Origin of the sequence: Streptomyces beigongshangae (assembly GCF_019710745.1) — a bacterium.
Taxonomy (GTDB): domain Bacteria; phylum Actinomycetota; class Actinomycetes; order Streptomycetales; family Streptomycetaceae; genus Streptomyces; species Streptomyces beigongshangae.
In genome coordinates this window covers 24955-50065 of sequence record NZ_JAHKJW010000034.1, presented here as the reverse complement: position 1 = coordinate 50065, position 25111 = coordinate 24955, and the positions used below count along the sequence as shown (strand labels likewise).

Below are 25111 nucleotides of genomic sequence, written 5' to 3'. Positions count from 1 at the left end.
CCCAGGAGGTTCGCCCGCCCCCCCGTACGGGGTTCGCTCGAAGAGGAGAGAGCCCATGGCCGTAGCCGACGCCGGAGCCACCGGCACCGGAGCCGTCACCACCGCCGTGCCCGCCCGGCTGGACCGCCTGCCCTGGTCGCGCTGGCACTGGACCATCGTGATCGGTCTCGGCACCGTCTGGATCCTGGACGGTCTGGAGGTCACCGTCGTCGGCAACATCGCCGGCCGCCTCTCGGAGTCCGGCAGCGGTCTGCCGATCTCGGCCGCGCAGGTCACCGGTACGGCGGCCGCGCTCTACGTCGCCGGAGCCTGCGCGGGCGCCCTGTTCTTCGGCCGGCTCACGGACGTCTTCGGCCGCCGGAAGCTGTTCATGGTCACCCTGGCCGTCTATCTCGCGGCCACCGCCATGACCGCGTTCTCGTTCTCCACCTGGTGGTTCTTCCTCTTCCGCTTCCTCACCGGCTTCGGCATCGGCGGCGAGTACGCGGCCATCAACTCGGCCATCGACGAACTGATCCCGTCCAAGTACCGCGGCCGCGTCGACCTGATCATCAACGGCAGCTTCTGGCTGGGCGCGATCGCCGGCTCGCTGCTGTCGATCGTCGCGCTGGACACCGACCTGTTCGCGATGAACATCGGCTGGCGCCTGACCTTCCTCCTCGGCGTCGTCCTCGGCCTGGTGATCCTGCTGGTGCGCCGCAACGTCCCCGAGAGCCCGCGGTGGCTGTTCATCCACGGCCGGGGCGAGGAGGCGGAGGGCCTGGTCGACGAGGCCGAGCGGCAGATCCGGGAGGAGACCGGCCGCGACCTCCCGCCGCACGGCCGGGAGATCACCATCCACCAGCGCAAGAGCATCGGCTTCCTGGAGATCGCCCGCACGGTCTTCTCCACGTACCGCAGGCGCGCCGTGCTGGGCCTGTCCCTCTTCGTCGGCCAGGCGTTCCTCTACAACGCGATCACCTTCGGCTTCGGCGCGATCCTCACCACGTTCTTCGACGTGCCGACGGGCAAGACCGGCTACTACTTCGCCGTCATCGCGGCCGGCAACTTCCTCGGCCCGCTGCTCCTCGGCAAGTTCTTCGACACCGTGGGCCGCCGGATCATGATCTCGTCCACCTACATCCTCTCCGGCATCCTGCTCTTCGGCACGGCCTGGCTCTTCGACCAGGGCTCGCTGGACGCGACCACGCTGACCGCCTGCTGGTGCGTGGTCCTCTTCTTCGCGTCGGCGGGCGCGAGCAGCGCGTACCTGACGGTCTCCGAGATCTTCCCGATGGAGACCCGCGCGATGGCCATCGCCTTCTTCTACGCCATCGGCACCGCGGCCGGCGGCATCAGCGGCCCGCTGATCTTCGCCGAGCTGACGGAGACGGGCGTCGTCGGCGACACGGTCCTCGCCTTCCAGATCGGCGCCGCCCTGATGTGCGCGGCGGGCCTGGTCGCGGCGGCACTCGCGGTCAAGGCGGAGGGCCGCTCCCTGGAGGACATCGCCGCCCCGCTGTCGACGGCCGACGCACCGGAGAAGGGCGCGGGCGCGGGCGCCAGGGCCTAGCCCCGCCGGGCCCGAACTGAGTACGCGTACTCTGTCGGTCCCCGTGCGGCAGGGGAACCCTCGTTCCCATGACCGAGAAGCTGCTGGGCCCGCTGTCGAAGCGCCCCTGGACGGAACGCTGGCTGACCCGCCTGCTGGGTGCCGCCCTGTCCTCGGCGGCGTACCTCCTCTGCGTCCCCTGGGAACTGCGCGAGCACCCCGGGTCGGCGGGTCCGGCCGGACCCGCCGACCCGGTCGGCCCGGCCGCGGACACGGCCCCGGTGACCGCTCCGGAGGCCGCGGTCCTGGCCGCGTGCCTGCTCCTCCTGGCCGCGTACTTCGGCCGCCGGGACGCTCTCGCCTGGCCCCTGCTGCTGGTGGCGGCGCCGCCGGCCGCGCTCATGTACGTCTCGTTCCGCACGCACCGCGGGCCGTCCGACGTGTCGGAGAGCCCCTGGTCCCTGACCTGGGCCTCCGCCACGCTCGCCATCGCGGCGGGCGTGCTCGTCGCGACCTCCGTGGCCCGGCGTTTCCGGCAGGACACGGAGGAGTCGCTGGACGGCCTGGTCTCCGCCCGCCGACAGCCCGCCCCCTGCCGGACACAGGGCTGACCGTCAGGCGCCCGTCGTGGAACCGGGCCGCACGATCATCAGGATCGTGACGGTGGCCCACAGCAGATTGAAGACGCCGGTGAACATGGCGAGCCGGACGGTGAGGCGGGCGCTCACGGCGACGCCGGCGGACGTGCCGGCGCCGGTGGACGTGCCGATCGCCGAGTCGGCTTCCGCGGCACCGCCCGCGTCCACCGCTTCGAGCAGCTCCTCCTGACGCGGCAGCACCAGCGCCAGCAGGACGGCCGCCGCGACCCCGGTGAGCACCATCGACACGACCAGCCAGGTGTCGTTCAGCACACCCATGCTGAGCGCCGTGGCCATCCCGAGCACGGGAACGGCGATGCCCACGCCCGCGTACACCCGGCAGATCCGGTGCAGCAGCCGCAGGGTCTCCGCCGCCCGGGGATCACCGGGGTCGGCGAGCGCCCGCCGGGCACCGGGCGGGAACATGCTGGCCGCGACGGTGACGGGTCCGACGGCGACGATCGCGACGAGGACATGGAGGGAGAGGAGGAACTTGGTCACGAGGGGACGGTAGGCGGCGTACCGGATCACCCGGAAGTGGCAAGATTGCCACCCTCCAACGGATTCCCGCCAGGGCCGATGAACAGGTCTCTTCCACCAGGTCACCTGGCCGACTCCTTGGCGGGAAGCCGTTGCTCACCTACTCTCTCGCCATGCACACCGTGGCCGTACTGGCGCTCGACCAGGTCATCCCGTTCGACCTGTCCGTCCCCGTCGACACCTTCAACCGGGCGCGGCTGCCCGACGGCCGTACGCCCTACCGCGTCAAGGTCTGCTCGGTGGCCGGCGAGGTGGACGCCGGAGCGTTCGCCGTGCGGGCGCCGCACGGACTGGAGGCGCTGGCCGAGGCGGACACGATCATCCTGCCGGGCACCACCGACCCGACCCGGCCGCTGCCGCCGGAAGTGGCCGGGGCCCTGCGCGCGGCGGCGGCGAACGGCACGCGCATCGCCTCGATCTGCGTCGGCGCGTTCCTCCTCGCCGCCACCGGACTGCTGGACGGGCAGCGGGCGACGACCCACTGGAACGCGGCGGCCGACCTGGCCTCCCTGCACCCGGCGGTGACGGTCGACCCCGACGTCCTCTACGTCGACAACGGCCAGTTCCTCACCTCGGCGGGCGCCGCCGCGGCGCTGGACATGTGCCTGCACATGATCCGCGGGGACCACGGCTCGGCGGTCGCCGCCCACGTGGCCCGGATGTCCGTCATGCCGCTCGAACGGGAGGGCGGACAGGCGCAGTTCATCGTTCACGACCGGCCCCCGGCCCCGGCAGGCACGACGATGGAGCCCCTGCTCGCCTGGATGGAGGAGAACGCCGGCCGCGACCTGACGCTGGACGACCTCGCCGCCCGCGCGGGCACCAGCGCCCGTACGCTCAACCGCCGCTTCCGCGAGCAGACCGGCACGACACCCCTGCAATGGCTGCACCTGGCACGGGTGCGCAAGGCCCAGCACCTGCTGGAGAGCACGTCCCACCCGGTGGAACGCATCGCCGCCCAGGCCGGGTTCGGCTCCCCGACCGCGTTCCGCGACCGCTTCAAGCGGGTGGTGGGGACGAGCCCGCAGGCGTACCGGAGGGCGTTCCGCCGGGCACCGGTGGGCCAGGGATCGTGACCTTCGGCGCGGTGGCGCCGGGTACGCTCCCGGTCACCCGCCCAGTCCCCGGACGGCGCCCGGCACCACCTCGCCCGAGACCGGCAGCCCCAGCCCCGCCACGGCCCGCGCGACCAGCCGGGCCATCTCGACGGCGCCCCGCTCCTGGAAGTGGGTGTTGTCCTGGACCCCGTCGGGGAAGTTCGGGTACTGCCCCGCGTTCAGCCACAGGAAGATCCCCTTGGACGCCTCGACACCGATCCCGTCGAGGTAGGCCCGGCTGGCCGCCGCCAGATCGACCAGCGCAGCCCTCTCCTCCGCCGCGACGGCCTTCGCGGCCTCCACGTACGCGGGGAAGGAGACGTTGAACTTCCCGGTGGACGCGTTGTAGGAGCGCCGCGAGACGGGCGTCACGACGACCGGCGTCGCACCCCGCGCCCGCGTCGCCCGGATGTAGTCGTTGCGGAGGTACTCCTTGTAGTCGGCGGGGGAGGTGTACCGCTCCGCGTTGCCCACGGTGGCGTCGTTGTGCCCGAACTGCACGAACAGGCAGTCACCGGCCCGGATCACCTGATGGATCGCGGCCAGCCGCCCCTGCTCGATGAACGAACGCGAACTGCGCCCGCCGATGGCGTGGTTGGCGACGGTGACGTTCGAGGTGAGGTACGAGGCCAGCTTCTGCCCCCAGCCGGCCTCGGGGTAGTAGCGGGAGCTGTACGTCTGAGCGGTGGAGTCACTGGCGATGTAGACGGTGCCGACCGCCGCGGCGGCGGCGCCACCAGCGGTATCGGCGGCACCGGTGGCGGCACCCGCGGTACCGGACAGGCCCAGGGCACCGAGGACCCCGGCACCGGCCGCACCCGCGGCACCGCCCAGAAACCGTCTGCGGTCGGACACATTGCTGTTGCGGCTCATCAGGCCATCCCTGCACAGGAGTCGAGGAGCGGTCGGGGAAAGGTGGCAGCCGCGACGCGAAAGGTTGCCGGGAGGGCCGGACCGAAGTCCCGAGCAGCCGCAGCCGCTCTCCCCCTCGCCTTCCCCTCCCCGTGCTCAATGACGCGTGTCGGCCAGCCAGGTGCGCCAGACGAGCCGGCTGTTGGGCACCTCGGGCCGGTCGAGCATCCACAGCACGTACCCGGCGTGCAACCGGGCCCAGGGGTTCTCCGAGCGCCGGGCCGCTTCGAGCCGTACGCGCAGCGACTGCCCGTCGATGCCGTCGACGACCCGGGCGACGCGCACGTACTCACGGTCCTTGCACCGGTAGGCACGCCGCACGACGAGCTCCACCAGGTCGATCAACTTGCCCCGGGCCACCGGATCCTGCCCGACGGCGTCCACGGCCAGGTCCCGGATCAGCCCTTCCTTCGTCCCCCACGCCTTCGCGTGACGGGTCCACTCCTGCGGATACCGGGCCTCCCACTCCAGGAAGAGCAGCGCGTAGGGCAACCCCGGCCAGGAGAGAAGATCCTCGTAGTCATGGCCGCCCCACACCCCGTCGGGCAGCGAACAGTCGCGGACCCGCAGGTACTCCTCGTGGGCCGCCCGCAGCACCGGAACCTCGTACGGCTGCTCGGCCCCCTGCTCCTGCACCGCCACCAGCGTCCTGTTGAACTCGTCCAGGGCCTCCTCCGTCGCCTTCCGGGCGGAGACCAGCCGATCCAGCGCGACGGCCCGTTCGGCCGGGTCCTTCGAGATCAGCCCGTACGCCCAGGCCAGCCGCTCGTCCCACGCCCGGGCGTCGTCCATGCCCGCCCCGTGCCCGTTCTCATACCCCATGGCACAGATCATCCCCGAGCACACCGGGCGGCACCCCTCCGGGCACCTGTACAAGAAGGGAACGAAAACGCCACCTACCTCGCCTCGGCCGACGCAAAGACCCTCTCACCCAGCCCTGCCACCCACACGAGGCCGCCGAGCCGACCCGGCGTGCGGGCGAGATGAGCCCGCGCCCTCAAGCCCCGGCCCCCTCCACGGCCAACCCGCACAGACCCCACCCCGGCCCCCGCTCTTCCGGGGCTGCCCGCTCGCTTCCCTCCCGTGCCGGAGCGGGCCGGGTCAAGGGTGGAGCGCAGCGGAATCGCCGCAGGCGACGGCCGGAGGCCGCCCTTTACGCGGCTCACGGAGGCACGACACTGGGACAGGAAGCGGGCGGCCTTACGGCGCGATCAAAACCCGGGCTCACCAAAATCCACCCCCGAGCTCCGAATACCGGCCCGGGGTCGGACAAATGGAGGTCAGCGGGCGGCAGGCGCAGGAGTGCTCTGCTCCCTCAGCTCGGTCAATCGCCGCTGGTACAGGGGCCCGGCGGCGAACGCCCCTCTCGCCTCACTCGGAGTGGACACCTCCAACGACGTGCACACCCCCCGCAAGACACAACCTGCGAAACAGCGGGCGAAGAAGTCAACTACCCCACGATCACGCCGCACTGGTTAAAGATCAAGCTAGTGCACGGGCCGCCAGTCCGCGTGCGTCTCGTCCAGACGCGGCTGGTCCGGGTTCTGCCAGATGAGGCAGCCGTACACGATGCCGGGAACCTGCGTGCCCATCAGATCCGTCGGACCCTCCATGAGCGTGCGGTTGACACCCTCCAGGTAGGCGGCGATCGACGGATACCGGGGCTCGGTCATGAGCATGCCTTCGAAGCTCGTCCACTCACCGAGGCCCTCGGCCGACAAATACAAGCCTGCGTCGGTCGCCTCGGCGTAATTGCCGAATGGAGCGACCCACTGCGCGCTTTCCCAGTAGTCCTTGCCTTGTCGATCGAAGCCCGCCAAGCGTGGCCGGATCGACTGCTCAGGGGTGAGCAACAGTCCATGTGGCAGGAACCGCCCCGTCGCTACCTCACCCTCTTCGTCGTACTCGTCGATGTCGATCTGTCGTACCCCGCCGGCCAGCGCCCAGAGGTCCACCAGTTCGGGCGGGAAGCCGTACGCACAGTGCTCCCCGAGTCGGCTTTGCGCTGTCGCGATCTCGGCGTCGGTGGCCGGGGGGAGGATGGATGCATACGAGGCGGGCGCGTGGACCCGCAACCACTCGGCCAACTCCCGCCAGGCGTCTGCTGTACGCGGTGACTCTTCGGCGTTCATGAGTCACGTTCCTCCTCGTCCGAGACGCCGTACACCGTACCGAGCGAGAAGACGCACCACACCGCCTTGTGCCGCGCTACCTGCCAGGTGTGCTGCTGGCGCGCGTGACAAGAGTCCAAACTCACGGAAGCCGTGCAGCACACGAGATTGTCCTTGGGCGGGTGCGCGGTTGCCCCGTCCAGAGGAGCACATGGGGTGCGCAACGAATTCCTGTGGGAGCACCCCTGCCGCATCTATGAGGAGGACAACGACCCGCGTTGTGAAGCCAGAGAAGTCATCTACAGGCGTCAAGCCGGTGGATCCGGGCTCAGCCGAAGGCCACCCTGTCTCCAAGAGGCGTGCGCCAAGACGCCCGACACCAGGGACGTCCCTACAGCGCCCCCACGAAGGCATGCCAAGCGTGAACACGAATGGCGAGCACAGGCCCGTCGGCATTTTTGGAGTCACGCACGAGGGTTCCGCCGGCGGCGTGGGCGCACTCGACGCACTCACCGCCCGCGCCGTTGCTGTAGGAGGACTTGAACCACGAGGAGGGCACCGCGGGAGCAGACCGCGCAATCTTCATTCTGCGTATTCCTTAAGAACGGACTTGATCAGCTGGGCGGAACGCTGAGGACTCAGGGCGGCGGCCCGCAAGCCGTCGAAGGCTCTGGTGTACTCCCGCACATGATGCTCCCCTTCGAGGTAGACGGCGTCGGTGATGCCGTCCCGGTACACGACGTCCGGGTCCTCCCGGTCGGGAAATCCGCTACGACTCGGCCGGCGCCCCGGGCCCGGAGACCTTCACACTGCACGTCTGCGACGGTGGCCAGCACCTCCATCACCCGCAGTTCCCCGACCTGCCACTGCTCAGGCTCTGACGGGGCCTGTGGGCTCCGGGCGTCATGGTGGCCTCTACGCCTATAGGGGCGGGGCGGGATGGCGCGGGCCATGACGGTGATCACCTCTGCGGCGGGCAGCGGAACATAGTTGGCGAGGCTATGGCGTACGCGTCTCCCGAGCGGCCCCGAGGAACGCGGTCCAGGCGGCGGGGGATAGGGCGAGGCGTCGGCCGGCCGGTTGCTTCGAATCGCGTATGAGGATGCCGCAGGTGACGAAGGCGGCCTCTACGCACTCCGTCGTGGTAGCACCGCTGTAGGACGACTTGAACCAGGAGTAGTCGTCCTGGGGCTCGGGCGGGACGGGCATTACAGCTCCTTGCGGACACGATGGATCAGAGAGGCGGACGCCTCCATGTCCAACGCTTGTGCGCGCAGGTAGTCGAACGCAAGCCGGTATCGCTCCAGCTCCTTTTCCTTCTCCAGGAAGAGGGAACCGGCGTGGTAGTCCACGTATACGACGTCCAGCGTGGCTTCGGTGCCGCCGAGGATGACGAAGCTGCCCATCGCTGCACCGTGCGCGCCCTTGGAGAAGGGCAGGACCTGAAGGGTGATGTGAGGTGACTCCGTCGTCTCCAGGAGACGGTCGAGCTGCTGCCTCATGGTGGCTGGCGAGCCGACGACCCGGCGGATGACGGACTCATCGAGGATCGCCCACAGCCGGGGCGGTGCCGACCGGGTGAGGATTTCCTGCCGCTTCATGCGGATGCCGACGAGACGCTCGATCTCCGTAGGGGCGAGACGGATCTNTTCATGCGGATGCCGACGAGACGCTCGATCTCCGTAGGGGCGAGACGGATCTCGCTGGCCTGCTGCAAGGCGGTGCTGTAGGCACGGGTCTGCAATAGTCCTGGCACGTACACGCAGGAGAAGTGGTCCTCGCGCACGGCCTCGTCCTCAAGTGTGAGCAGCAGGTTCATGCTCTCCGGGATGGAGTCGGCGAAGGAGCTCCACCAGCCCTGCTGCTTGGCATCCTTGGCGAGCGCCACAATGGCGTGCCGCTCAGCGCTGGTCGCGTCGTACTGCCGGCACAACGCGTCCACCACGAGCCACTTGACCGGGCCAGCTTGCGTCTCGTACCGGCTGACCGTGGCCTTGGAGACGCCGACCAAGCCGCCGGCCTCCTCCAGGGTCAGGCCCTTGCGTGCGCGGAGCTTGCGCATCATCGCGCCGAGCTGCCGTCGGCGCGTAGTGGTCTGAACAGACATGCGGTTTCCTCCCCGCGCGCCGGGCTCCTGCCCGGCAACGCCCTGAAGGGTAGGCAGCCGGAGAGCGGCGGAGCCAGCGCATTCACTCGATAGATGTTCATGAGAAGTTACACAGCGAGAATTCTCTGTGCCATTCTCGTAGTCGTACCGCTACGCAGTGCTGTCGCCCCATGGCGGCAGGCGCAGGGCTGTGTGGCCAGGGAGGGAGCGAGCATGTCCTTCTGTGAAACGCGCGAGCGCCGGCTGCACGAGGTTCTGCCGTTCACGGCCGCGCCGGCGCAAGTCGGCCTGCTGCGCAGGTCGGTTCGCCGCACTATGCGGCAGTGGGGTGCCGAGGCCATCACGGACCAAGCCGAACTGGCGGTCACGGAACTGGCGACGAACGTTCTCAAGCACGTTGGGGATGGTGCGCCGGCGGTGGCCGTGCTGGAGCCCAGGGGAGACTGCCTGCGGGTGGAGGTGCATGACAGTAGTCGCAGTGTGCCCGTCCTGAGTGAGATGTGTGCCGAAGCGGAATGCGGCAGGGGTCTGCATCTGATCGCGGCAATGAGCCAGGATTGGGGGACCCTCTACACCGCCGACGGCAAGGCCGTCTGGTGCGAACTGTCCCTGGAGCCGGCCCGGCAGGGCATGAGTGTGCAGCGCGCGGCGATGGTGCTGGATGAGTACCGGCGTGTGGTTGGTGCCGACCCTGTGCCGGCCCGCATGGCAGCGGAGGAATGCGTCTCCGACGTCATCGCTGATCTTCTGCACTGGCTGGTGGCTTCGGGCGGCGATGCCGTCGAAACGCTGGGTCGGGCGCGGATGCACTTCGAAGCGGAGGCCGCGTAAGTGCGGTGTGCCGAGGGTGTGTCCTTACGCGTCGTCGCGCAGGACGTTCAACAGGGCGCGTGCATCAGCTAGATGACCTTCATCAAGCAAGGCCGCGGCGATGTTGATAGATGCCTGCACGTCACGGTCAGCGGCTGCGTTGAGCATGGTCTCCACTGCCTCTTCTGCCCCGGACCGCCTATAGGAAGCGACGGCGAGAGGGAACTCATTTGAAGGCAGCCTGCTTCCCATCGCCCAGGCGTGAAAGTGGGCATCGCGCACTCTGCCTGCCGCAAGGTGGCGCCCGTAAGCGGCGATGTCGGCGGCGTGTGAAGTGACACTGTTGCGCCGGTCCCCCTCACTGGAGGGGACCGGCGCAACAGTCTGTTCCGCCGGTGACGACTCAGAGGCGTCAGGAATAGCGGGTTCCGCTTCGTGCGGCGCCTTGGCTAAGGTTTCAGGGAAGCGCTTTTCCAGCGCGGCATCCAAGCGGAGGTCAAGCAGGTAGGGCAGCGAGTGCGGCAGCTCGCCCCCCTGAGCGACTACGTCCGCCTCAAGGGCCTTGTAAATGCTTTCGAGGTTTTCAAGCCCCGGTACACGCCTGCCCGTTACGTAACAGGACATAGTGGATGCGGCGATGCCCGCTTTCTCGGCGATCCGCCCCTGAGTGCGGTCAGCCGCGGCCAGGGCCAGGCGCAAGGCGGCAGTGAACGCCTCCTGGCGTGAGAAGAGGCTCCCTTCACCCTCGATCTCCGTAGCTGCTCTGTGCGCTTCCTTCATGGGATGGGCGGCCTTCCTTCTCGGCGTAAGCCACTGGCTGCGGATCTTTCATTGTGGTTCTGCCGCACGCTGGCTGAGAAGGGCTTTCGTGCAGTTGCGGAGCCGCAATTCTTTGCGCTGCCGCAATGTGCCGACAGGGCTGGCTTTGCTGCCGAGGTTCAGGCGAGAGTCGTTCTTGTCGCTCGCCGCCGCTAGGCGGGAGAGCGCCAGTCGGCATTCGGACGGACGTAAGGGGAAGCGATGGGCACGCCGTCCTGGACGGACACGAAGCTCGGCACCATGAAGCGCGCGGCTCTGTGGCTCGTCGAGGAGGTGAAGGAGGGGGAGATCTTCACGAAGGAGCAGGTGAAGGAAGCCTTCCCCGGCGTCAGCCAGGCGGACCGCCGGGTGCGGGATCTCCGTGACTTCGGCTGGCAGATCGATACGAACCGCGAAGACGCGTCGCTGGGCCCGCACGAGCAGCGCTTCGTCAAGCGGGGCGAGGCTGTGTGGGAGCCGGGCAAGGGCAGCCGGCCTGCTTCGTCCATCACCCAGACCCGGCGTCGGGAAGTGCTGGCGGGGGACGGTCACTTCTGCCGCTCGTGTGGGATCGCCCCCGGGGAGACCTACGCCGGCACGTACGAGTCAGCGCAGATCGACATCGCCCGGCGCGTGGTGCGGCAGCCGGACGGCAGCAAGACGACGGAACTGGTATCCGAGTGCAACCGCTGCCGTGTGGGTGGCAGGGGGGTGGAGACGGACCTCGGCTCCATGCTGTCCCGCGCGTCCGCGCTGAGCGCGCTTGAGCGCAGGATGCTCTCGGAGTGGATGGAGCGTGACCGGCGTGAGTTCAGCGCGGCCGAGACCTTCTGGGCGGACTACCGGGCGCTGCCCGAGGAGTCGCGTGCGAAGATCCGCGCGGCCTTGAACTCGCCGGCTCAGTAGACGGCCATGGCGTGGGCGGGGCCCAGGACAAGCAGTCCCGGGCCCCGCGGTTTGAGACACAGCACTGACGACAGAAGGCATGAGGAGATCTGGTGCGCAAGGAGTTCGGCCGGCCGCCGCTGGCAGAAAAGAACCGGTCGCTGGTTGAGCGGCGCCTGAAGGAGCTGTCCACGGGGGGCGCTGTCCGCGAGACCCTGACCGTCGAGTGGCGGACGCAACCCTTGCATGTGGAAGTCATCGACATGCCCGTCGAGATGCTCTACTACAATCCCGGGACGCACCGCATCCGGGCTCAGCGCAGCTACGCCCCCGATCGCGACCGGCTGCTCGATGAGTCGCCCTGGATCAGTGAGAGCCAGGATTACCTGCACCACCTGTTGATGGCTCTGCCGGCGGACCCGAGCAGGCCGGACCCCGAGTTCACCGAATTGCTCAACAGTCTGCGTGACTACCGGCAGAACGAGCCCGGGCTGATCACGCGCGACGGCATCCTCGTGAACGGCAACACCCGGCGTGCGGCGCTGAAGGAACTCGGTGTCCCGAACATCCGGGTCGGTGTGCTCCCTGAGTCGTGCACCTGGGACGACATCAACGCCGTGGAGCTGGCGTTGCAGCTCCGTCCGGACCAGCGACGGGAGTACTCGTACATCAACGAGCTCATTACGATCGACGAACAGCTGGCCCTCAACCGTCCCCTGGCGGAGGTGGCCAAGTCCTTCCGCCGCCGGGCCGACACGGTTGAAGCCGACATGTGGATCCTCGCGACGCTCAACGACCTCCGCGAGCGTTCCACTGACGGCAAGGCCCAGCTCAAGCTGGTGGACTTCGAGGGCGCCAAGGAAAGACTGCGTGAACTGTGGCGCCGTTACCGGAAGGACCGGGCGGCCAGCGAGGAGAAGGCCGAGCTGGTGAAGGAGCAGCGGCTGGCCGCGATCGTCATGGACTTCTCGAAGACGGACGTCCGCCTCATCGAGGACGACTTCAGGGCCAGATACCTGGACCGGATGCTCCCTGAATCGCTGAAAGCCGAGGCCCGTTCCGAAGCGCCGGCCGCGGTGCGGATTCCCGGCCTGAACCGAACGGTGAAGGCAGCTTCCGCCTCAGTCGCTGAGGCCAAGGAGCTGACGAACGCCATCCTGAAGGCCAAGGCGGTGGAGAAGGCCGAAGGGGAGAGCGTCTCCGAGCGCGCTGTGACCGCTGCCCGGATCTACGCTGACGCGCGCAAGGCCATGGAAGAGGCCCTGGAGCCCGCTGGCAAGGACGCCCGGGTACGCAAGCGGAAGCAGGCGGCCCCTGACCGCATCACCGACGCGTGCCAGGACATCGAGCAGTGCATCACCGATCTGACGCTCGCCAAGGCGTCCGGAAGTCTGGACGAGGAGGCGTTCGACGAGGCCGTACTTACCCTGCGGCAGTCGCTGACCAAGCTCGCCGTGGCTACTCAGCGCAGCATCAAGGCCCCGGGCGATGGCGTCTCGTGGCTGCACGACGCAGTTCGGCAGGAGGGCCCGTGATCGAGAGCCCATCTCTCCGGATCGCGTTCGACGTCACGCGTACCCGGGCCGTCCTGCGGGCGTCCCAGGAACATGCAGGTGACTTCGGCAAGCTGGCCGCCCGCTTCCCTGCTGGCGGCCAGCGCACCCTGACATCGGTCGAAGTCGATCTGGACGACTTCCTGACGGGCCTCGCGGCGCTGGGTGACTGGCCTGCCGCGGATACCGTGGAGTGGGAAGAAGACCTCGCCGTACTGGTGGGCGGTGTCCTGGATGACGCTGACCGTGCCGAGCAAGCGCTGCTCGACCCTTCCGCCGTCAGTTCTGTCGGCGACAGCGAAGTCCAGGACCGGCTCGGTTCCGACTGGCGCGCTGACCTCACGGATTTCCAGCGCCGGGATATAGCGCGGCTCCTCTCGCTCCAGCACGGAGCCAACTTCTCCGTCCCTGGAGCGGGAAAGACGCGCGTCGGCCTTGCGATGTTCGCCGCGATGCGGGAGCAGGGCGAGGTGCGGCGTCTGCTCGTAGTCAGCCCGAAATCGGCATACGAGTCGTGGACGTACGAGAGCGGAGTGTGTTTCGCGGAGCCGCTCACGGCCCGGGTGATGGGAAAGAGCCCCGAACCGGGTACGGAGGTGCTGCTGATCAACTACGAGAGGCTTGACCGTTCGCTCCCTGTCCTGGCCGCGTGGCTCAGGGCAGCTCCTTCGATGATCATCCTGGACGAAGCGCACCGTATGAAGCTGGGCGCCGAGGGCATCTACGGGAGTGCCTGTATGGCCCTCGGGCCCTTGGCTCGCCGCCGCCTCATCCTTACGGGTACCCCCGCACCGAACGGGGCCAAGGACCTGGAGAATCTGCTGTCCTTCGTGTGGCCGGGGCACGGCCGCCGGGTAGTGACCCAGGCCGTCGCGGGTGGCGACCTCGCCCACGCTAGCCAGGTGCTCCGCCCGCTGTTCACGCGCACCACCAAGAGCGAGCTCGGCCTCCCTCCTTTCGAGACGCGTATCCGTTACGTGGAGCTGCCCGCTCTGCATCGCGAGGTCTACGACGCCCTCGTAGGCAAATACACAGCGCGTGCGGAGTCAGGCCGGGACAACTTCGACGCCCTGGGCAAGGCGATGCTGCGCCTGCTCATGGCGGCGACAAGCCCAGCCCTGCTCGTGGAAGGCGAAAGCCGGTACGCGCCCCTGGACTATCAGGTGCCGCCCCTGGAGGTGCCGCAGACGGACTCGCTGTACGGCCTGCTGGAAAGGCTGCCGGACTACGAGTTCTCGCCTAAGTACAAAGAGGCACTGCGTATCGTCGCGGACAACGCGGCGCAGGGCCGCAAGACCTTGGTGTGGACGACCTTCGTCCGCAGCCTCACCACTCTGGAGCGGTTGTTCTCCGCCTACCAGCCGGCGGTAATACATGGCGGGACAGTGGACCGGGCCGGGCAGCTCAAGCGCTTCAGGGAAGACCCGGACTGCCACGTGCTGCTCTCCAATCCCGCGACGCTGGGCGAGGGCATCAGCCTGCACCAGGTATGTCATGACGCTGTCTACGTGGACCGTGACTTCATGGCGGGCCGCTTCTTGCAGAGTCTCGACCGCATTCACCGTCTGGGACTCGCGCCTGGCACCGAGACACGGGTCACCGTCCTCGCGGCCCAGGACACGATTGACGAAGTGGTGGCTCTGAGGCTCGAAGACAAGCTGGAGTTCATGGGGCGCATCCTTGACGACCCCTCCGTGCAGCAACTCGCGGACCTCCAGGAGGAGCCGTCGCTCGCGGCGGGAATGAACATGGCCGATATCCGTGCGCTGCTGCGCCACATCGAGTCCCATGCAGCCGAGTGAGGGAGTGCGGCGCGCGGCGCTGCGGTGGCTTGACCTGCTGCCGGTCGCTGACGTGCCGCGCGCCCGCGCTGTGCTCACCCACCACCCGGATTACGCGGATCTCACTCCGGCCCAGTACGCGGAGGGCCTCGCTTGGCTCCGCCGCGTACGCCTCCTCGACGGCGCTGACCGGCCAGTGCTGCGTGTCAGCGAACACGAGGTTTCCGACGAGCGGGCGGCGTTCCGTATCGCACACACCCAGTGGAGCGAAGAAGCGGAGGCCGCACACCGGGCCACGGGGACGGCGGGGGAGGCGGCCGTAGCGGAGTTACTGATGCGTGGCGGCGCGAGAGAAGTGGTGCACGTGGCTCTTCTCACGGACGTCTGCGGATATGACATCGAGGCCGTCTCGTCGACGGGCGCGCCCGCGCATATCGAGGTGAAAGCCACTACGAACCCCACCGGGCTGGTCATTCATCTCTCGCGGAACGAGTACGACGTGATGTGCCGCGACCCGGACTGGCTCCTGGTCGCTGTCCTTATCGGCAAGCGGGACGAGGCACTGAACGTGGTAACCGTGGATACCGAGTGGCTGCGCCAGCGCGGCCCCGCGGACCGCGACCGGCGGGTCAGCTGGGAATCCGCTCGCTATCGGGTGCCAGGGCACGCGCTGATCCCCGGACTGCGCAGAAGCGACGGCATGCACGTCATCCCGAAGAGAGCGTCCCCCGCGCTGCCCATATGGGGGATGTCGTCCTCACCGGCGTGGTCGGCCTGAGTCAGGGCGTCCGCGATGGACTGGCCCACGGCCCGTGCGACCGGAGGCGGGAAGGCATTGCCAACCTGCCTGTACACCGATGTCTTCCGCCCGGCGAACCGCCAGTCCGGAGGAAAGCCCTGGAGCAGCGCGAGCTGCGGGACCGTGAGCCGCACAGGGAGAGAGTCGCCGGCGGAGGGAGGCTCATCAGCGACGCTGGAGCCATTCACCCCCATCTCTGCCCAGGCGCGCCGTGCGCGGGAGGGACCCAGGTCCGCTCCACCGTGCTTCCTGGAGCCGCCACAGACAGTCGGAGCAAGTTCCCGGGCCTGAGCGGCCCAGGCGTCGGCCAGCTCCCAGCCGCGGGACGCCATAGAAGCGTGCAGGACGTCCCCCACAAGGCGGGGGATGTGAGCCGGATGCGTCGCGGGCCAGGTGAACGCGTCGAACGCTCGGGCTTCCAGCGCGACGAGAACCGCGCGAGGGCGGAGCTGGGGAACTCCAAAATCCCGCGCGTACAGCAGTTTCCATTCCGAGAAGTATCCCAGCGCGGACAGAGTGGCAAGAATTTCCGCTCGGTAGGCCGCAAATTTCCTCTGAAGAATCCCCTTCACGTTCTCTAGCATCACCGCTCTCGGTCGCAGTTCTGAGATCGCGGAGAGCGCGGCCGGGAAAAGGTCCCGCTCATCGGCACATCCCAGTCGCGCGCCCGCCAGTGAGAAAGGCGGACACGGCACTCCTGCGGCCAGGAGGGCGGGCCGGTCGCCGCACCGCCTGAGGGCGGGAACCGTCTCCCGGAGATCCGCCCGCACGACGTTCCAGTCCGGCCGGTTCAGTCGCAGGGTGTCGCAGGCGTCAGGATCGAACTCGACGAGCGTCCGATGGCTGAAGCCCGCTTGTTCGAGGCCGAGGGCCTGGCCACCCGCACCAGCGCATAGCTCGACGCAGGTGTAGGGGCCGTCCTTTGTGCGCTTGCCAGTCACGTAGAGCCTCCTGAGGCAGGTGTGTACGAGCCTGTTCGCACACGGTGAGAGCAGCTTGCCGCCACTTGCCGCGGCAAGTGGCGGCAAGCTAAGGTCTCCATCCCGAGGGGTTGGGTTACGAACATATGAGCGGATTGGCGGAGCTGTGGAAGAGGAAGAACTGAGCTGGCGGAACACGCACTTGGGCACCCGGATCAGGGTCGCGCTGTGGCTGCGTGATGAAGTGGGCGAAGGCGGTACCTTCTCCAAGGCCCGGCTCCGGGGAGCCATTCAGGGAGCCGAGCAGGTGGACCGCCGGATGCGTGATCTCCGCCCTGCTGGCTGGGTGATCAAGACGTACCGCGACAAGCCCAGTCTTCAGCCGGACCAGCTCTACCTGGAGGCGATGGGACAGCCGGTGTGGGAGCCGGAGCACCGGGCCGCCGGCCTGCGCCAGATCAGCGCCAAGACGAGGCGGTTCGTGTACGAGCGCGATCTCCATATGTGCCGCCGTTGCGGCATCGCGGCAGGCGAGGAGTACGCGGATGCCCCCGGTACGCGCGGCCGTCTCACGCTCGGCCACGTCAATCCGCACAAGTCCGGGAGCGCGGGGAACGCGGAAGACCTGATCACCGAGTGCGCCCGGTGCAATGAGACCGTGGGCCATCTCACCGGCGTGCAGATGACGAAGGAGCAGGTCTGGGACCGGGTGGCCGCCCTGCCCAACCGGAGCAAGCGGGACCTGCTGGAGTGGATGGAGGCCGATCATCGCACGCTGTCGTCGGCGGAGAAGATCTGGGGTATGTACCGCCAGCTTCCCGCGGTGATGAGGGAGGCGCTGCGCCAGGACCTTGAGTCGCTCCTGAAGAGCTGACCGCCTGCGCGTGGTCATCCCGGCTGGGCCGTGGCTCCTGGGGCCCGAGGGATGCGACACTTGCGTGTCTGCAATCGCCGCACCAGGAGGAGTCGAGTGGTTACCGCCGACGACCGCAAGCTGACCTCGATCGAGATCTGCGCGGGCGCTGGTGGCCAAGCTGTGGGGCTTCACCGTGCCGGCTTCCGGCACCTCGCGCTGGTGGAGATCGACAAGCATGCCGCCGCGACGCTGAAAGCCAACATCGAAGCCCGGCCTTCCTGGCGTTGGGAGAAGGGCAATTGCCTCGTCCGCACGGCAGACGTCAAGGAGTTCAAGCCTCTGGAGGAGGTCCCGGATCCTGAGGCTCTGGCGAGCGGGATTCCTGCCGGCGAGGCTGGCCGCATCAAGCCCCGGCAGCTTGATCTGCTGGCTGGCGGAGTTCCCTGCCCGCCCTTCTCGGCGGCTGGCAAACAGCTCGGCCGTGACGATGAGCGAGACCTTTTCCCGCGCATGCTCGAACTTGTCGAAGAACTCAGACCCCGCGCGGTGATGATTGAGAACGTGCGCGGTCTGGTCGAGCCGGAACTCAAATTCAGGCCCTATCGGAACCACATTAAAAACAGGCTCCGCGACCTTGGATATGTGATTTGCGGTTGGCAGGTCCTCCAGGCACAGGATTACGGCGTTCCGCAGTTGCGTCCGCGTGCCATCCTCGTGGCTATCCGCAAGGACGAGTACCGGGGCTTTGACTGGCCTGAGCCGCTGCCGAAGGTGCACCGGGTGGTGGACGCGCTTGAGGAGACCATGAAACGGCGACTGGGCGAAGGGTCGCCGCGGTACAACACCTGGTATGACGCGGCGAAGCTCGGGACCGTCGCGCCGACCCTCGTAGGCGGCTCGAAGAAGCACGGCGGAGCCGACCTCGGGCCTACGCGGGCGAAGCGGGCCTGGGGCATGCTCGGCGTCAACGCCATGGGAGTGGCCAACGATGAAGACAAGATGGTCGACCCGAAGCGGGACTTGGGCGACCTAGAGACAGGACCGATGCTGACCGTTCAGCAGGCCGCGCTCATTCAGGGCTTCCCGGATGAGAGGGATCCCGAGGGGCCCTGGGAGTTCCTCGGAGGCAAGACCGCGCGGTACCGCCAGGTCGGCAACGCGTTCCCGCCGCCCGTGGCCGCTGCCGTCGGTGAGCAGATCCGGGAGGCCCTGCTGCGCACGGGCCCTCTGCTGCCTGATCCCAGCCCTGAGTACGAGCCTGAGGACGAGCCCTCACTCATCGCGCCCGGAGGGCCTGAGCAGCAGAGCATCCTGACCCCGACGCTTGAGGACGACGCGGAGAACAGTGCTCGCGCACTCCTCGGGGGACTCGTGCTCCCAGAAGCGGAGCACAGTCCAGCCAGCCGCTGACAAGCGCTGATCGGTGTCACGGTCGCGGGCGACATTGCCCGCGACCTTGTCCGACCAGTAACCGGGGTTGGTTTTCGGAGAGACGTAGTGCTCCGGGCAGCCGTGCCAGTAACAGCCGTCAACGAAGACGGCCACCTTGACGGGCCGGAACACGATGTCGGCCGTGCGGCGAAGATCCGGGAGCGGCTTGGCCGCCACCCGGTAGCGCAGTCCCTGAGCATGCAGCAGACGACGCAGCGCTCGTTCCGGCTTTGTGTCCCTGCTGCGGATCGCCTGCATGTTGCGCCGCCGGGCCGCCGAGGAAGCCCATGACCCTTCGGGGGGAACCCAGTCCTCGGTGTCGGGCATCGCGGTGCCTTCCCTGTGCGCGATCGGTCCGGCCCCGGTTGGGGAGGACCAGTTTGCCTTCGTCTCTGTCCCCAAGCCGCGGTGCTATCCATTTTCCAGGTACCGGAGAACCGGTGTGGCCTGTCCCGTTCTCCGGAACGGGACAGGCCACACCGTCCCTCACTTCTCTCAGGGGCAGGTTTTCAGTCCAGCGTGGGCATAGACGAATCACCCGCGCGGAACCGTACGTAGGGGCGTGCTGGGCCCGCGCGGTGTACGGCGGGTACGAAGGCCGCGGCCAGTACAAGCCTGGTCGTGTTGACGGAGGCGGCCTTGGCCGGGCTGTTCGGGCCGGGCTCCGATTCCAGGACCGGGTACAGGAGGAGCGCCCCACGGCGCGGCTGGTGGAACTGGGTCGCGAAGGGGTCATCCGGTGCCAGAGCGCGAGCGCCGGCGATCCGTTCGGCTGACTGCCTGTGCGCCATACCGGAGATGCGGTTGAAGACGCCGCGGGCGTTCCGGCTTCGGTGGACGAGACTGAGAGGTTGGCTGCCGAGGATGCTGCCCGCTGTAGCTGTCCGGCCGCTGGTCTGGGGCAGGATCACCGCCCAGTCGTCGGTACCGCAACCGTTGTCGCTCGGATCCCGCAGGTACTCAAGGTGGGGCGCGAAGAGATCGGGGCGCTCCCAGATGAGGCTCTCGAAGATACCGAGGAGCTGGGCGTGCGGGATGATGTGTGTTTTCGCGGCGTAGGACACGTAGGTGCCGCGGTCGTCGCTCGGGAGATACACGAAGGGAACCGGTTCCTCGCTGAGCGCGGTGAGGACGGGCTTCCAGATCTCTGCGTTGTGCTTGAGATCCGCCGCGGCATCGGGGTAGGCCGTGGGCTCCACCCATTCGCCCGGTGAGCGGATCTCCACCAGTTCAGCGTTATACATCTTGTTCCGGGCAGCAGGCTTGAGCCAGGGCAGATGCTGGGAGACCAGCGGCCGGACCTGCGAAGGCGTCAACTGCGGATGTCCGTCCACCAGCTCCGCGTACCGCGCCAGCTGCCCGCGGAACAGTTCCTCGTCCCGGCAGACCGCCTCGAACGCCTCGTACAGGTCCGCCGTCTGGCTGCGGCCGTACGTCTCCTCGCGGCCGATGTACAGGCGTACGAGGTCGCGGTAGCCGGGGCGGAAGCCGAACCAGCGGCCCATCTGCATCAGGGTGTCGGCCTGCTGGGTCGTGCGGCGGTAGTAGGTGACCGTCAGGCCCTCCACGGTGAAGCCGCGCGAGAGCTTCGTGCCGCCGACGAGGATCTTCCAGACGTGCGGCGTGCGATCGAAGTCCAGGTCGAGCTGGTCGAAGTAGCGGTCCGAGTCGCCGTTCACGACGATGACGGGACGGCCGCCGGAACCGATGAGCTGGCGGGCGCGGCTGACGTGCGGGCGCAGTTCCTCGTACGAGGCAGGCGAGGGCAGGTCGGCCGCGCGGGCCTCGCTGACCTTCGCGTAGTCCGACTCCCACAGTGCGGCGAGCCGCGTGTGGCCCGTTGTGGACGCGTATCCTGCCTCGTGCCACATGGAGTTGATGTGCAGCGCGAGCTCCGCGTGGTCGTCCTTCTTCACCGATTCGTGCACCAGCATCGTGTGGTGGCGGAACGGCCCCTCCGGCACACCGTGCGCCGCCCGGTACAGCTTCAGCGCGCCGGACAGGACGAACGCGTCCATCGCCTCCTGGAGCCGGTCGCCCGTCGAGTCGTAGATGCCGCGTACGTGTGTCTTCTCCTGCGAGTTGGCGTACGTGCGCTCCTCCGGCGGCACCGCCGAGTCCAGGTCGTGGAAGTCCTGTACGCCCATGTAACCGGCGGGCCGCGGGAGGGAGATCAGGAAGTCCGACGGGAAGATGTCGTCGCCGTCGCTCGGGTCCACGAAGACGTTGGCGAACGGGGTAGCCGTGTAGCCGACGTACTGGGCGCGCGGCAGCAGGCCGAGGAGCTGGGATACCAGCTTGTTGATCGCGGTGCGCTCGGTGCGGCCCTGCTCCCACTTCTTCGGGTTCGACGTGTTCACGGACGCCTGGTCGGACTCGTCGTCGATGATCAGGGCGGGCAGCTCGCCCAGGATGCCGTGGATCTGCTTGAGGTCCTTGACCAGCTTCTCCAGGACGCTTTTGTTCTTCTTGACCACCATCACGCGGGCCGCCGCGTGGTGCAGGTTCGACGGGTCGTGCAGCGGACGGGTCGGTTCGCGCTTCTCGAACTCCAGGGCGCGGATGCCCTGCGCGAGGCTCTTGTAGTCGTTGTCGCGCGTGGTGAGGCGTTCGATGTCGAACGCGCCGCGGGTCGAGGGACGCCCGCCGTGCCGGACGAACTCCGGCCACTCCTCGTCGTCCCCCACGTAGTCCACGCCGACCAGGCTGTCCACGTCGTCGGGGTCCGCGCCGCGCAGGATGTTCTCCTGCCCGATCAGCTCCATGTCGAGGCGGCGCTGCGTCTGCGCGCGCAGCATGTTGAGGGTGCCGCCGAGGACGATGACCAGGCGGTATCCCGTGTCGATGGCCTTCGCGGCCACGCCGGTGAAGTTCGCGGTCTTGCCGGACTGCACGTAACCGACGACCAGACCCTTCGCCTGGCGCGCGGCAGTCTGCTCCGGGTCGGCGAGGCGCTCGACCACCGCGCGGCTCGCCTCATCGAGACCGGCGACCGCTTCCGGCGACCAGCCCTTGGCGCGCAGCTTGCGTTCATACGCCCGCCAGTAGAAGGAGCGGGCTTCCGCACGCTCCGGGGTGTACCAGGGGGTGAACTCCCGGGTGATGATCGTCGCGCCGGGCACCTCGGACACCCGTACCAGTTCGTCGAGCACCTTGCGCAGGTCCTCGCCGAGCCGCAGCCGGTCGTACGCGGCCGCGCGACGCTCCAGGGTGCGCGGCGGGACGCCGGGGGCCCAGGGAGCGGACTCGGCGAAGTCCCAGTCGTTGAGGTGACGGCTCCACAGGGCGAGGAGCGCCTCGTCGCCGGCGGTGAGCCGGGCACGGAACGTCTCCTCGGTCAGGTCGGCGTCTGGGTGGTCCTCGTCGGCGGCTAGCGCCGCCCACTTGGCGAAGTACTTCGGGCCGCTCGTCATACCGGACAGGGCGGAGGTGTGGATGGTGAGGAGGGCGTCGTCGCTCACGGAGGTCCTTAGACGATCGGGGTGGCGGTCACAGTGGAGGTGGCGGGGGAGGGAAGGTCAGGAGACGCCGCGTTCGCGGCGCTCGCGCTGGACCCGTACCGACGCCAGCAGGATCGTGTTCCAGTAGTCGACGCGGTCCTGCCGCGTCTTCTCCCAGCGCCCGAGGCCGAAGCAGTCCTCAAGGAGGAGATAGAGGAGCGTCTTGGTGACCGGGGCGTCGTTCGAGCCGCCGCGCCGGCCGTCGTTGAAGTCCTCCCGGAAGGACTTGTTGAGGAGGACGGCGTTCGCCTCGCGGTCGAGGTCGAAGAAGCGGTCGTCCGGCAGAGGGGCCCAGCGGAATTCGATGGGCTCCTCGCCCGGCTTCTCCGGAAGCTCCTCCTTGACGACCCGCTTGACCTTCGGGTCGAGGCCCTTGCCGGGCGGGGTCACCGGCTTGCGGACGATCTCGGTGCGCTTTGTGCCGTCGCGGTACGCCGCCTGCGCGTCCAGGAGGTAGGCGTGGAAGGTGTGGCCCGCCGCGTCCACCGCCTTCTCCACACCGAGCGTGAAGGCGGGGGTCACGGTGACGCCCTCCTTCTTCACGTCGAGGCTGAAGACACCGTTCGGCGTGGCCGACAGGTCCACCTCCACGCGGGCCAGGACGAGGTGGCCCTCCGGGCTGCGGAGGCCGTTCCAGCCGCCCGCCTGCACGAGCCGGTCGTTGCGGTAGAAGTAGAAGCCCTGCCGCTCGGCCAGGGCGCCGATCTGCCGGAAGCCCGCCTGCTTGGACTTGGCGGGCCAGATGTGCGCGGTGAGCGTCACCTCGCCGACGCCTTCGACCGGGGCCGTGAACGAACGGGGGTAACCCGACCGCCCCGGCACGCTGTAGCCGAACGGGTCGAGGGGCTCGACGCTGATGTGGTCCAGCTCCTCCCACTGCTCGCCGTCGCCGTCGCCGACGTCCCACACGGCGATGTCCAGCTTCAGGCCCTTGCGCAGGAACCGGTGGAAGTAGAGGCCGAGGTGGGTCTCCAGACGGGATATCGCCTTCGACAGGTACTGGTCGCTTTGTCCGCGCGCGACCGTCTCGAAGGTCCGCACCCGGTCCCAGCGGACCACCGTGCCCTGCCACTCGATGACGCCGTCGTAGCGGTCGACGAGGTCCTGCGCGTAGCGCGGGTCGACGGTGTCGCAGCGGAAGCCGTCCTCGATGCCCTCGGCCGTGAGGCGGCGGCCCGCGGCGCGGCTGCGCCGGGTACGGCTGACGACGGTGAGCGAGGAGGCGTGGGAGAGGGAGGCGGCCTTCAGGCCCGTGCCGTACATGCCGAGGGAGTCGTCCTCGTAGTCACGGCGCTTGCCGACCGTCATCGCGGCGTCCAGGCCGGCGTCGTCCATGCCACGGCCGTTGTCGATGATCAGGAGCGTCAGGATGCGCTCGGCGTCCCGCAGGAAGTGCACCACTATCTCGTCGGCGCCCGCGTCGAGGGAGTTGTCGATCAGGTCGGCGACGGCCACTTCGAAGCCGTACCCCTGGTTGGTGAGCGCCTTGCCGTAACCGGCGTCCGGGGGCAGGTGCGTACTGCCGGTGGTGGGGACGTCGTACTGCCAGGCTGCGCTTGATTCGTAGGGCATGGGCTTCCTCGTGCACACAGGTCGGAGCCTGCGTGGGGGAGGAGCGGCCCGACATCCCGATCGATGGTGTGACGGTACTGCAAAGATCGGGCACCGGCACCGTCGGTACCGAAATGAAGACAGAGAGTTCCTGGTGCCTCCTGCCCGGGCGCCCGAGGGCTCCAGTCTGAACCCTCGGCGCCGGGGACGAGCGGACAGCGTAAGGCCGCCTACAGATCCGCCCCATGACAAGCCTCGTAAGCCCGCCCCGACCCGCACCAGCAAGCCGCCCCCCGCTCCGGCGGCCAAGCCACCGCCCGCCCCCGGGCCGCCAGGGTCGTCGCGTACTGCGGGAGCAGGGACGCGTCGCCCGGGGACGCGGCCTCCGAGGCCGCGAACGCCTCGTACGACGGGACCGTGCCCGTCACGATGCCCAGGTTCGGGGTGCCCGAGGCGGCCAGTTCCCGCAGGGAGCCCTCTATCGTCGCGAGGTGCTCCTCGTGGGACGGGTACTCCGCGGACAGGGACGGGTACGCCGACAGGAGTTCGGCGAGTTCGGGGGCCGGCCAGTGCAGGACCGCCACCGGGAACGGGCGGGACAGGGTCTCCCGGTGCGTGCCCAGTTCGGCGCGCAGGCGGGAGATCTCCGCCGCCAGCTCCGCCGGGTTGTCGGAGCCCAGGGACCACACGCGCTTCGGGTCGTGCAGCTCGTCCAGGGAGACCGGGGAGGAGTGCAGCGTGTCCGCGATCCGGTCCCAGTCGTCGTGGGCCAGGCCCAGCATGCGGCGTACGCGGTGGCGGCCGAAGAGGACGGAGTGGGTCGCGTACGGCGGCTCCTGGACGTCGGTCAGGAGGTGGACCGCAGCCTCCGTGAACGTCTCCTGCGCGGCCTCCAGTTCGTCGTGGGACTCCAGGGACTCGGCGACGATCACCCAGGGGGCCGGGTCGCGCGGGGCCGCCGCGCGGACGCCCTCGATGATCGCCCTGGCCTCCGCCTCGTGGCCGTACTCCCAGAGGTTGGCCGCCTTCAGGGCCCGTACCAGGAACGGGTTCTCCAGCGGGATCGTGCCGGCGAGCAGGCGGTCGTAGAGGGAGGTGGCTCGCGGGCGGTCGTCGGCCAGTTCGAGGTGGGCCGCGGCCTGCAGGAGCAGGTGTTCGGCGTCCTCGGGGTACAGGCCGGCTGTCCGCTCCAGGCGTGCTGCTTCGGCGTTGTGGTCGACGTACTCGGCAGACGTGTCGGGGCGCATGGGTGACACGGTACTGCCGTCGGCCGACAGAGGTGAGGTACGTG

At 68.6% G+C, this 25111-nt stretch carries 22 protein-coding genes and 3 pseudogenes; 10 read left to right on the top strand and 15 right to left on the bottom strand.

The features are described from left to right. Positions 1-55 precede the first annotated feature (55 nt). Both KM933_RS24875 and KM933_RS24870 read left to right on the top strand, forming a co-directional pair. Positions 56-1552, top strand: coding sequence for an MFS transporter (locus KM933_RS24875; protein WP_221355845.1), 1497 nt, complete (start codon positions 56-58; stop codon positions 1550-1552). 68 nt (positions 1553-1620) lie between these two features. Beyond that, positions 1621-2142 (top strand): hypothetical protein, encoded by a 522-nt coding sequence (locus KM933_RS24870; protein WP_221355843.1) that lies wholly within the window; start codon positions 1621-1623, stop codon positions 2140-2142. Positions 2143-2145: 3 nt separating this feature from the next. On the opposite strand, the gene KM933_RS24865 is transcribed toward KM933_RS24870, so the two are convergent. Further along, positions 2146-2670, bottom strand: a complete 525-nt coding sequence (locus KM933_RS24865; protein WP_221355841.1) for a protease — start codon at positions 2668-2670, stop codon at positions 2146-2148. Between the two features lie 152 nt (positions 2671-2822). Here KM933_RS24865 and KM933_RS24860 point away from each other — a divergent pair, with 152 nt between their 5' ends. Next, a complete protein-coding gene (locus tag KM933_RS24860; RefSeq protein ID WP_221355839.1) occupies positions 2823-3785 on the top strand; it encodes a GlxA family transcriptional regulator in 963 nt (320 codons plus the stop codon). Positions 3786-3818: 33 nt separating this feature from the next. Here KM933_RS24860 and KM933_RS24855 read toward each other — a convergent pair whose 3' ends face one another. The 8 genes and pseudogenes from KM933_RS24855 to KM933_RS40680 all read right to left on the bottom strand — a co-directional run bounded on the left by KM933_RS24855 (position 3819) and on the right by KM933_RS40680 (position 8891). Further along, entirely contained in the window at positions 3819-4679 is an 861-nt protein-coding gene (locus KM933_RS24855) for a rhamnogalacturonan acetylesterase (protein WP_221355837.1), read from the bottom strand. 135 nt (positions 4680-4814) lie between these two features. After that, positions 4815-5540: a hypothetical protein gene (locus KM933_RS24850; protein ID WP_221355835.1), complete on the bottom strand. Its 726-nt coding sequence runs from the start codon at positions 5538-5540 to the stop codon at positions 4815-4817. Positions 5541-6205: 665 nt separating this feature from the next. After that, positions 6206-6850 (bottom strand): SMI1/KNR4 family protein, encoded by a 645-nt coding sequence (locus KM933_RS24845; protein WP_221355833.1) that lies wholly within the window; start codon positions 6848-6850, stop codon positions 6206-6208. Positions 6851-7220: 370 nt separating this feature from the next. After that, positions 7221-7415, bottom strand: a complete 195-nt coding sequence (locus KM933_RS24840; RefSeq protein ID WP_221355831.1) for a DUF397 domain-containing protein — start codon at positions 7413-7415, stop codon at positions 7221-7223. Continuing rightward, positions 7412-7597: pseudogene (locus KM933_RS24835) on the bottom strand (Scr1 family TA system antitoxin-like transcriptional regulator); the annotation flags it as partial. The gene KM933_RS24840 and the pseudogene KM933_RS24835, both read right to left, overlap by 4 nt. Before the next feature lie 231 nt (positions 7598-7828). Then, the gene (locus tag KM933_RS24830) at positions 7829-8038 is read right to left on the bottom strand and encodes a DUF397 domain-containing protein (protein WP_221355829.1); all 210 of its coding nucleotides are present in this window, start codon (positions 8036-8038) and stop codon (positions 7829-7831) included. Continuing rightward, positions 8038-8430, bottom strand: a complete 393-nt coding sequence (locus tag KM933_RS40685; protein ID WP_430727362.1) for a DUF5753 domain-containing protein — start codon at positions 8428-8430, stop codon at positions 8038-8040. The genes KM933_RS24830 and KM933_RS40685 overlap by 1 nt, the downstream gene beginning before the upstream one ends. After that, complete coding sequence (locus KM933_RS40680; RefSeq protein ID WP_430727364.1) at positions 8427-8891, bottom strand: helix-turn-helix domain-containing protein; 465 nt, start codon at positions 8889-8891, stop codon at positions 8427-8429. The genes KM933_RS40685 and KM933_RS40680 overlap by 4 nt, the downstream gene beginning before the upstream one ends. A 258-nt stretch (positions 8892-9149) precedes the next feature. Between KM933_RS40680 and KM933_RS24820 the strand changes: the two genes are divergently transcribed. Next, entirely contained in the window at positions 9150-9767 is a 618-nt protein-coding gene (locus tag KM933_RS24820) for an ATP-binding protein (RefSeq protein ID WP_221355827.1), read from the top strand. A 24-nt stretch (positions 9768-9791) separates the two neighbouring features. Here KM933_RS24820 and KM933_RS24815 read toward each other — a convergent pair whose 3' ends face one another. Then, positions 9792-10526 carry a helix-turn-helix domain-containing protein gene (locus KM933_RS24815; protein ID WP_221355825.1) on the bottom strand — a complete coding sequence of 245 codons (735 nt, stop codon included), beginning with the start codon at positions 10524-10526 and terminating at the stop codon, positions 9792-9794. Positions 10527-10766: 240 nt separating this feature from the next. Here KM933_RS24815 and KM933_RS24810 point away from each other — a divergent pair, with 240 nt between their 5' ends. The 4 genes from KM933_RS24810 (at position 10767) to KM933_RS39645 (ending at position 15541) form a co-directional block, all read left to right on the top strand. Next, positions 10767-11450 (top strand): hypothetical protein, encoded by a 684-nt coding sequence (locus KM933_RS24810; protein WP_221355823.1) that lies wholly within the window; start codon positions 10767-10769, stop codon positions 11448-11450. A 92-nt stretch (positions 11451-11542) separates the two neighbouring features. After that, entirely contained in the window at positions 11543-12964 is a 1422-nt protein-coding gene (locus tag KM933_RS24805; RefSeq protein WP_221355821.1) for a transcriptional regulator, read from the top strand. Then, positions 12961-14784 carry a DEAD/DEAH box helicase gene (locus KM933_RS24800; protein WP_221355819.1) on the top strand — a complete coding sequence of 608 codons (1824 nt, stop codon included), beginning with the start codon at positions 12961-12963 and terminating at the stop codon, positions 14782-14784. The genes KM933_RS24805 and KM933_RS24800 overlap by 4 nt, the downstream gene beginning before the upstream one ends. Next, a complete protein-coding gene (locus tag KM933_RS39645; protein WP_260334116.1) occupies positions 14771-15541 on the top strand; it encodes a protein NO VEIN domain-containing protein in 771 nt (256 codons plus the stop codon). Before KM933_RS24800 ends, KM933_RS39645 begins: the two co-directional genes overlap by 14 nt. A gap of 26 nt (positions 15542-15567) precedes the next feature. On the opposite strand, the pseudogene KM933_RS24795 reads toward KM933_RS39645, so the two are convergent. Further along, positions 15568-16503 (bottom strand): annotated as a pseudogene (locus KM933_RS24795) (DNA cytosine methyltransferase); the annotation flags it as partial. Positions 16504-16648: 145 nt separating this feature from the next. On the opposite strand from KM933_RS24795, the gene KM933_RS24790 reads away from it, so the two are divergent. Both KM933_RS24790 and KM933_RS24785 read left to right on the top strand, forming a co-directional pair. Then, the gene (locus tag KM933_RS24790) at positions 16649-17356 is read left to right on the top strand and encodes an HNH endonuclease (RefSeq protein WP_221355815.1); all 708 of its coding nucleotides are present in this window, start codon (positions 16649-16651) and stop codon (positions 17354-17356) included. Positions 17357-17452: 96 nt separating this feature from the next. Further along, positions 17453-18748: a DNA cytosine methyltransferase gene (locus KM933_RS24785; protein WP_308013535.1), complete on the top strand. Its 1296-nt coding sequence runs from the start codon at positions 17453-17455 to the stop codon at positions 18746-18748. Here KM933_RS24785 and KM933_RS39640 read toward each other — a convergent pair. The 4 genes and pseudogenes from KM933_RS39640 to KM933_RS24770 all read right to left on the bottom strand — a co-directional run. Beyond that, positions 18653-19096: pseudogene (locus KM933_RS39640) on the bottom strand (very short patch repair endonuclease); the annotation flags it as partial. The gene KM933_RS24785 and the pseudogene KM933_RS39640 overlap by 96 nt on opposite strands. Positions 19097-19278: 182 nt before the next feature. Beyond that, entirely contained in the window at positions 19279-22182 is a 2904-nt protein-coding gene (locus KM933_RS24780; protein ID WP_221355914.1) for a Z1 domain-containing protein, read from the bottom strand. Between the two features lie 105 nt (positions 22183-22287). Further along, a complete protein-coding gene (locus KM933_RS24775) occupies positions 22288-23841 on the bottom strand; it encodes an ATP-binding protein (RefSeq protein WP_221355811.1) in 1554 nt (517 codons plus the stop codon). Positions 23842-24050: 209 nt separating this feature from the next. Next, the gene (locus KM933_RS24770; RefSeq protein ID WP_221355809.1) at positions 24051-25067 is read right to left on the bottom strand and encodes an SEC-C domain-containing protein; all 1017 of its coding nucleotides are present in this window, start codon (positions 25065-25067) and stop codon (positions 24051-24053) included. Between the last annotated feature and the right edge of the window lie 44 nt (positions 25068-25111).

Bases quoted from the DNA above. Each gene is read 5' to 3' on its own strand.
- KM933_RS24770 (WP_221355809.1), bottom strand. From the start codon at position 25,067: ATGCGCCCCGACACGTCTGCCGAGTACGTCGACCACAACGCCGAAGCA.
- KM933_RS24810 (WP_221355823.1), top strand. From the start codon at position 10,767: ATGGGCACGCCGTCCTGGACGGACACGAAGCTCGGCACCATGAAGCGC.
- KM933_RS24840 (WP_221355831.1), bottom strand. From the start codon at position 7,415: ATGAAGATTGCGCGGTCTGCTCCCGCGGTGCCCTCCTCGTGGTTCAAG.
- KM933_RS24860 (WP_221355839.1), top strand. From the start codon at position 2,823: ATGCACACCGTGGCCGTACTGGCGCTCGACCAGGTCATCCCGTTCGAC.
- KM933_RS24855 (WP_221355837.1), bottom strand. From the start codon at position 4,679: ATGAGCCGCAACAGCAATGTGTCCGACCGCAGACGGTTTCTGGGCGGT.
- KM933_RS24870 (WP_221355843.1), top strand. From the start codon at position 1,621: ATGACCGAGAAGCTGCTGGGCCCGCTGTCGAAGCGCCCCTGGACGGAA.
- KM933_RS24775 (WP_221355811.1), bottom strand. From the start codon at position 23,841: ATGCCCTACGAATCAAGCGCAGCCTGGCAGTACGACGTCCCCACCACC.
- KM933_RS39645 (WP_260334116.1), top strand. From the start codon at position 14,771: ATGCAGCCGAGTGAGGGAGTGCGGCGCGCGGCGCTGCGGTGGCTTGAC.
- KM933_RS24850 (WP_221355835.1), bottom strand. From the start codon at position 5,540: ATGGGGTATGAGAACGGGCACGGGGCGGGCATGGACGACGCCCGGGCG.
- KM933_RS24875 (WP_221355845.1), top strand. From the start codon at position 56: ATGGCCGTAGCCGACGCCGGAGCCACCGGCACCGGAGCCGTCACCACC.
- KM933_RS24780 (WP_221355914.1), bottom strand. From the start codon at position 22,182: ATGACGAGCGGCCCGAAGTACTTCGCCAAGTGGGCGGCGCTAGCCGCC.
- KM933_RS24820 (WP_221355827.1), top strand. From the start codon at position 9,150: ATGTCCTTCTGTGAAACGCGCGAGCGCCGGCTGCACGAGGTTCTGCCG.
- KM933_RS24845 (WP_221355833.1), bottom strand. From the start codon at position 6,850: ATGAACGCCGAAGAGTCACCGCGTACAGCAGACGCCTGGCGGGAGTTG.
- KM933_RS24830 (WP_221355829.1), bottom strand. From the start codon at position 8,038: ATGCCCGTCCCGCCCGAGCCCCAGGACGACTACTCCTGGTTCAAGTCG.
- KM933_RS24815 (WP_221355825.1), bottom strand. From the start codon at position 10,526: ATGAAGGAAGCGCACAGAGCAGCTACGGAGATCGAGGGTGAAGGGAGC.
- KM933_RS40685 (WP_430727362.1), bottom strand. From the start codon at position 8,430: ATGAAGCGGCAGGAAATCCTCACCCGGTCGGCACCGCCCCGGCTGTGG.